Annotated in this window: 4 protein-coding genes; 2 read left to right on the forward strand and 2 right to left on the reverse strand. The window is 39.6% G+C overall.

What is annotated here, in order from left to right:
- The first annotated feature begins 193 nt into the window (after window positions 1–193).
- On the forward strand, window positions 194–2,275 hold the full coding sequence (gene hopM / locus FIM44_RS03640; RefSeq protein WP_274595360.1) for a Hop family outer membrane protein HopM/HopN: 2,082 nt from the start codon (window positions 194–196) through the stop codon (window positions 2,273–2,275).
- Window positions 2,276–2,486: 211 nt separating this feature from the next.
- Window positions 2,487–3,320 carry a sulfite exporter TauE/SafE family protein gene (locus FIM44_RS03645; RefSeq protein WP_140579122.1) on the forward strand — a complete coding sequence of 278 codons (834 nt, stop codon included), beginning with the start codon at window positions 2,487–2,489 and terminating at the stop codon, window positions 3,318–3,320.
- 399 nt (window positions 3,321–3,719) lie between these two features.
- Here the strand turns inward: FIM44_RS03645 and msrB are convergent, their stop codons facing one another.
- On the reverse strand, window positions 3,720–4,799 hold the full coding sequence (gene msrB, locus FIM44_RS03650; protein WP_140579123.1) for a peptide-methionine (R)-S-oxide reductase MsrB: 1,080 nt from the start codon (window positions 4,797–4,799) through the stop codon (window positions 3,720–3,722).
- Window positions 4,800–4,922: 123 nt separating this feature from the next.
- Window positions 4,923–6,000: DNA repair protein RadA (radA, locus tag FIM44_RS03655; RefSeq protein ID WP_140472072.1), on the reverse strand; the 1,078-nt coding region annotated here is incomplete at its 5' end.

Below are 6,000 nucleotides of genomic sequence, written 5' to 3' on the forward strand. Positions count from 1 at the left end.
AAATTTTTCTTAGCGTTAAGCTTTCTTAAATATTTTATGGTAAAAAATACTTAAAATCGTTTTTTTTTTTTTCAAAATATAAAATTTAAGTTAAGAATAAGCATTTTATGGTAAAATGGCGAACTTTCACAAACATGGCTATCATGGGAATGTCATGGGAATGTGAAAGAAAAATCTATTAAAAGGAGAAAACATGAAAATCAAAAAATCCCTCTTGCTCTCTCTTTCTCTCATAGCTTCATTATCAAGAGCTGAAGACGATGGATTTTACATGAGCGTGGGCTATCAAATCGGTGAAGCGGTTCAAAAAGTGAAAAACACTGGAGCGTTGCAAAACCTTGCGGACAGATACGATAACTTAAGCAACCTTTTAAACCAATACAACTATCTCAATTCCTTAGTCAATCTAGCCAGCACACCGAGCGCGATCACGGGTGCGATTGGCAATCTAAGCTCAAGCGCGATCAACCTCACCAGTGCTACCACCACTTCCCCAGCCTATCAAGCTGTGGCTTTAGCGCTCAATGCCGCTGTTGGCATGTGGCAAGTCATAGCCCTTTTTATTGGCTGTGGCCCTGGCCCTACCAACAATCAAAGCTATCAATCGTTTGGTAACACACCAGCCCTTAATAGGACAACCACCACTTGCAATCAAGCGTATGGGACAGGTCCCAATGGTATTCTATCCATTGACGAATACCAAAAACTCAACCAAGCTTATCAAATCATCCAAACCGCTTTGAACCAAAGTCAAGGAGGCGGGATGCCTGCCTTGAACGACACCACCAAAACAGGGGTAGTCAACATACAACAGACCAATTATAAGACCACTACACAAAACAATATCATAGAGCATTATTATAAAGAGAATGGGAAAGAGATCCCAATCTCTTATTCAGGCGGATCAGCATTCTCGCCTACGATACGAGTGAAATACAACAATAACGCTGAATACCTTTTGCAACAAGCCGCTATTATCATGCAAGTTCTTACCACTCAAAACCCGCATGTGCAAACGAGCAATGGCGGTAAAGCGTGGGGGTTGAGTTCTACGCCTGGGAATGTGATGGATATTTTTGGCCCTTCTTTTAACGCTATTAACGAGATGATTAAAAACGCTCAAGCCGTTTTAGAAAAGACTAAACAGCTTAACGCTAATGAAAATACCCAAATCACACAACCAGACAATTTCAACCCCTACACTTCTAAAAACAAGCAATTCGCTCAAGAAATGCTCAACAGAGCGAATGCTCAAGCAGAGATTTTAAGCTTAGCCCAACAAGTTGCAAACAATTTCCACAGCATTCAAGGGCCTATCCAAGGGGATTTGGAAGAATGTAAAGCGGGATCGGCTGGTGTGATCACTAATAACACTTGGGGTTCAGGCTGCGCGTTTGTGAAAGAAACTTTAAACTCTTTGGAGCAACACACCGCTTATTACGGCAACCAGGTCAATCAGGATAAGGCTTTATCTCAAACCATTTTGAATTTTAAAGAAGCCCTTAACACTCTAAACAAAGATTCTACAGCAATTAATAGCGGCATCTCTAACTTGCCCAACGCTAAATCTCTTCAAAACATGACGCATGCAACTCAAAACCCCAATTCCCCAGAAGACCTACTCACTTATTCTTTGGATACCAACAAATACAACCAGCTCCAAACCACTGCGCAAGAACTAGGCAAAAACCCTTTCAGGCGCATCGGCGTGATTGACTTTCAAAACAATAACGGCGCGATGAACGGGATCGGCGTGCAAGTGGGCTATAAGCAATTCTTTGGTAAAAAAAGGAATTGGGGGTTAAGGTATTATGGCTTTTTTGATTACAACCATGCTTATATCAAATCTAATTTTTTTAACTCCGCTTCTGATGTGTGGACTTATGGGGTGGGTATGGACGCTCTTTATAACTTCATCAACGATAAAAACACCAATTTCTTAGGCAAAAATAACAAGCTTTCTGTGGGGCTTTTTGGAGGCTTTGCGTTAGCGGGCACTTCATGGCTTAATTCCCAACAAGTGAATTTGACCATGATGAATGGCATTTATAACGCTAATGTCAGCACTTCTAATTTCCAATTTTTGTTTGATTTAGGCTTGAGAATGAATCTCGCTAGGCCTAAGAAAAAAAACAGCGATCATGCCGCTCAGCATGGCATTGAACTAGGCTTTAAAATCCCTACCATTAACACCAGCTATTATTCTTTCATGGGCGCGAAACTAGAATACAGAAGGATGTATAGCCTTTTTCTCAATTATGTGTTTGCTTACTAAAAACCCTCTTTAAAAAAGGGGGCTTGTTTAAAAACGCTTAAAAGCATTTTTAAAATTAAGCAGTAAAGAGCCTAGATAATCTCTTGCAACCGCTCTCAAGCGATAAAATTAAAGTGATCAAAACCCTATTTTTGCAATCATTAAAGAAAAATTTTTAAAGATTATCACTCTTTTTTGATAAAGTAATCATTTAGAATTTAGGGAGTTTTTTATGGAAGAATCAACAGCGTTTATTTTGGCTCTTGTGGGGCTATTCACCGGCATTACCGCCGGGTTTTTTGGTATTGGTGGGGGGGAGATTGTCGTCCCTAGCGCGATTTTTGCCCATTTTAGCTATGGCCATGCGGTGGGTATTTCGCTCATGCAAATGCTTTTTTCTTCGGTGGTCGGCTCTATCATCAATTACAAAAAGGGCTTATTGGATTTGAGAGAAGGCTCATTTGCCGCACTTGGAGGGCTAATGGGGGCGATTTTAGGGAGCTTTATCTTAAAAATCATTGACGATAAAATTCTAATGGCTGTGTTTGTGGTGGTGGTGTGCTACACCTTTATCAAATACGCATTTTCTAGCAACAAAAAGCCAAAGCATTTTGAAGAAATGCATTTTGATTTGCATGCGAATAACAAAACGCCAGAAAAAAAGCGCGCAATCCCTTTTGTGTCTATGGACAGAACGCATGGGGTTTTGATGCTCGCCGGTTTTGTTACCGGCATTTTTTCTATCCCGCTAGGCATGGGTGGGGGGATTTTAATGGTGCCGTTTTTGGGCTATTTTTTGAAATACGATTCTAAAAAAATCGTACCTTTGGGGCTATTTTTTGTGGTGTTCGCTTCTTTATCCGGGGTCATCTCTCTTTATAACGGGAAGGTTCTTGATGATATAAGCGTTCAAGCGGGGGTGATTACCGGTATTGGAGCGTTTTTAGGCGTGGGCATTGGCATCAAGCTCATTGCTTTGGCTAATGAAAAGGTGCATAAAATCCTGTTGCTCCTCATTTATGCTTTAAGCATTTTAGCGACTTTACACAAGCTCATTATGGGGTAAAAATCTAAAAATGCTCAAGGGCATTTTTAAAATTAATATCAAAAAGCTTTCTAAGAGCAAGCGATAATCTCTAAAAAAGCGCTTCTTTAGGGTTAGGGGGGGTTTAGTTTGGGGGTTGTAATGGGATAACCCCCTACCCCCTTAAAAAATGAGTTTGAAACAAAAAATAAAATTAAAAACCTCATTTTTAAAAAAATAAAAAGTTTTAGTTATCCTTATTTGATGAGAACAAAACCAAAAAATACATTTTTTAAATGACTTCTTTTAAGAAATAAAATATTTTATAGAGGTTGTTTTTTTTGAATAAGAATAGTTAAGAATAAATCAGTGGGCGGTTTTTAGCGTTTTTAAAATAACCCAAACGCTCAAACCCCCATTAGGGGGCTTAGTCATTACCCCTTAATGCGTTTTTTTATCCTGGATGTATTTTTTCAATTCACCCTTTTTGATATAAGGGATAAACTCGCCATAGCCCTCTTTTTCCATGTCTTTTAAGGGGATAAACCTTAAAGCCGCGCTGTTGATACAATACCTTAAGCCCCCTAATTCTTTAGGCCCATCGTTAAACACATGCCCTAAATGCGCCTTACCAATACGGCTTAATACTTCAATGCGTTTCCTATTAAGGCTCTCATCGTCTTCGTATTTCACCACATCTTTATTGATAGGCTTAGAAAAGCTTGGCCACCCGCAACCGGAGTCGTATTTATCCGCTGAAGAAAATAACGGCTCGCCTGTGGTAATATCCACATAAATGCCCTCTTCTTCTTTGTTATAATACTCGTTTTCAAAGGGTTTCTCAGTGTGTTTGTTTTGAGTCACCTCATACTGGAGTTTGGTGAGTTTTTTCTTTAAAACTTCATCGCTTGGTTTGGTGTATTTATCATCATCCACAATCACTTCATCCGCCTTTTTCAAATCAATATGGCAATAACCACCAGGATTTTTCTTCAAATAATCTTGGTGATACTCTTCAGCCCTCACATAATTTTTTAAAGGCTCCACTTCAATAGCGATTTTGCCTTTCACTTCTTTTTGCAACGCTTTTAAGGCGTGATCTATCACTTCTTTATCCGCACTATTGGTATAATAAATCCCTGTGCGATACTGCCTGCCCACATCATTACCCTGCTTATTCACGCTCACCGGATCAATCACCTTAAAATAGTAACGCAACAATTTGTCTAAACTGATTTTTTTAGGATCATAAACCACTTTCACGCTTTCAGCATGATCACTCTCATGCAATTTTTCATAATTCGTGCTTGAAGTCTTGCCGTTAGCGTAACCAGAGCTTGCGTCTATGACGCCATAAATCCTCTCCATATACGCCTCTAGCCCCCAAAAGCACCCCCCAGCCAAGTAAATCACTCTTTCATCGGTTTTTGGGTGTTTAGCCCCCATGTTTTCATTCGCTTGCATAATTGCTCCTATCGCTAAAAAAAGATAAAAACTTTTCAAGTAAGATAATACTTTCATTGAATAACCTTTGTTTTAATTTTAATGGTGTCTGCCATTATAACTAAAAAAAACGATAGTTGTTCTTTAAATTGAGTTTAAATTTTAATAAGGCTCTGTTCTATTAGGTAACAAAATTTAAAATCACATCCATTCAACAATCTTCCCCACCGCATTGGCTTCATAGCATTTGATAGAGGTTTTTTGACTGGGTTTTTTAGGCAAAATGGCTTTTAAAAAGCCGTAATTTTCCATTTCTTTCAATCTAGCGTTCAAATTAGGGGCTTCTAAAATCCTGCCATTCAAACTCACTTCGCCCAAAAACGCGGTTTTATTGTCAATTTTTCTGTTTTTAAAGCTTGAAAGGATACTGGCAATGACCGCTAAATCGCAAGCCGGCTCGCTAATCTTAATGCCCCCGCTCACATTAATGAACACATCATGGCGGTTTAAAGGGATTTCTAGCTTTTTTTCTAACAAAGCAATAAGCATGTTAAGGCGGTTGGTGTCAAACCCGTTCGCTAATCGTTTGGGCGCTCCAAAACTGCACTCGCTCACCAACGCCTGAATCTCTAAAATCAACGCTCTTGAGCCTTCTAAAGTAATGGTAATGGCACTCCCTTCCATAGGCTCTTCTTTAGAAAAAAACAAGCTTGAAGCTTCTTTAGCGCTCACCAAACCCTGCTCTTTCATTTCAAACAAGCCGATTTCACTCGTAGGGCCAAAGCGGTTTTTAAAACTCCTTAAAATCCTTAATTCCCTACTGGGATCGCCCTCAAAATACAGCACGCTATCTACCATATGCTCTAGCACCCTAGGCCCTGCGATGCTCCCTTCTTTAGTGATATGACCGATGATAAAAATAGCAATATTTCTTGTTTTGGCCAAACGCATGAGCTCAAAAGTGATCTCTCGCACTTGCGAAATAGAGCCGGGCGCTGAAGAAATCTCTGGCGAATAAAGCGTTTGAATGGAATCAATCACGCAAGCAAAATAATTTTCGCTTTCAATATTAGCCTTAATCACAGGCCAATTGATTTCATTGAGCAGATACAATTCTTTTTCTATGCAATCTAATCTAGTGGCGCGCATTTTAATCTGGCTTAGGCTCTCTTCCCCGCTCACATACAAAACCTTTTGCTGGTTTTTGGCTAAGCCAGAAGCCACTTTTAAAAGCAGAGTGGATTTCCCCACCCCAGGACTCCCCCCCACTAAATACAAC

The sequence above is a fragment of the Helicobacter pylori genome (assembly GCF_006440215.1).
In the GTDB taxonomy this organism is placed as follows: Bacteria; Campylobacterota; Campylobacteria; order Campylobacterales; family Helicobacteraceae; genus Helicobacter; species Helicobacter pylori_CS.

Bases quoted from the DNA above. Each gene is read 5' to 3' on its own strand.
- hopM (WP_274595360.1), top strand. From the start codon at position 194: ATGAAAATCAAAAAATCCCTCTTGCTCTCTCTTTCTCTCATAGCTTCA.
- FIM44_RS03645 (WP_140579122.1), top strand. From the start codon at position 2,487: ATGGAAGAATCAACAGCGTTTATTTTGGCTCTTGTGGGGCTATTCACC.
- msrB (WP_140579123.1), bottom strand. From the start codon at position 4,799: ATGAAAGTATTATCTTACTTGAAAAGTTTTTATCTTTTTTTAGCGATA.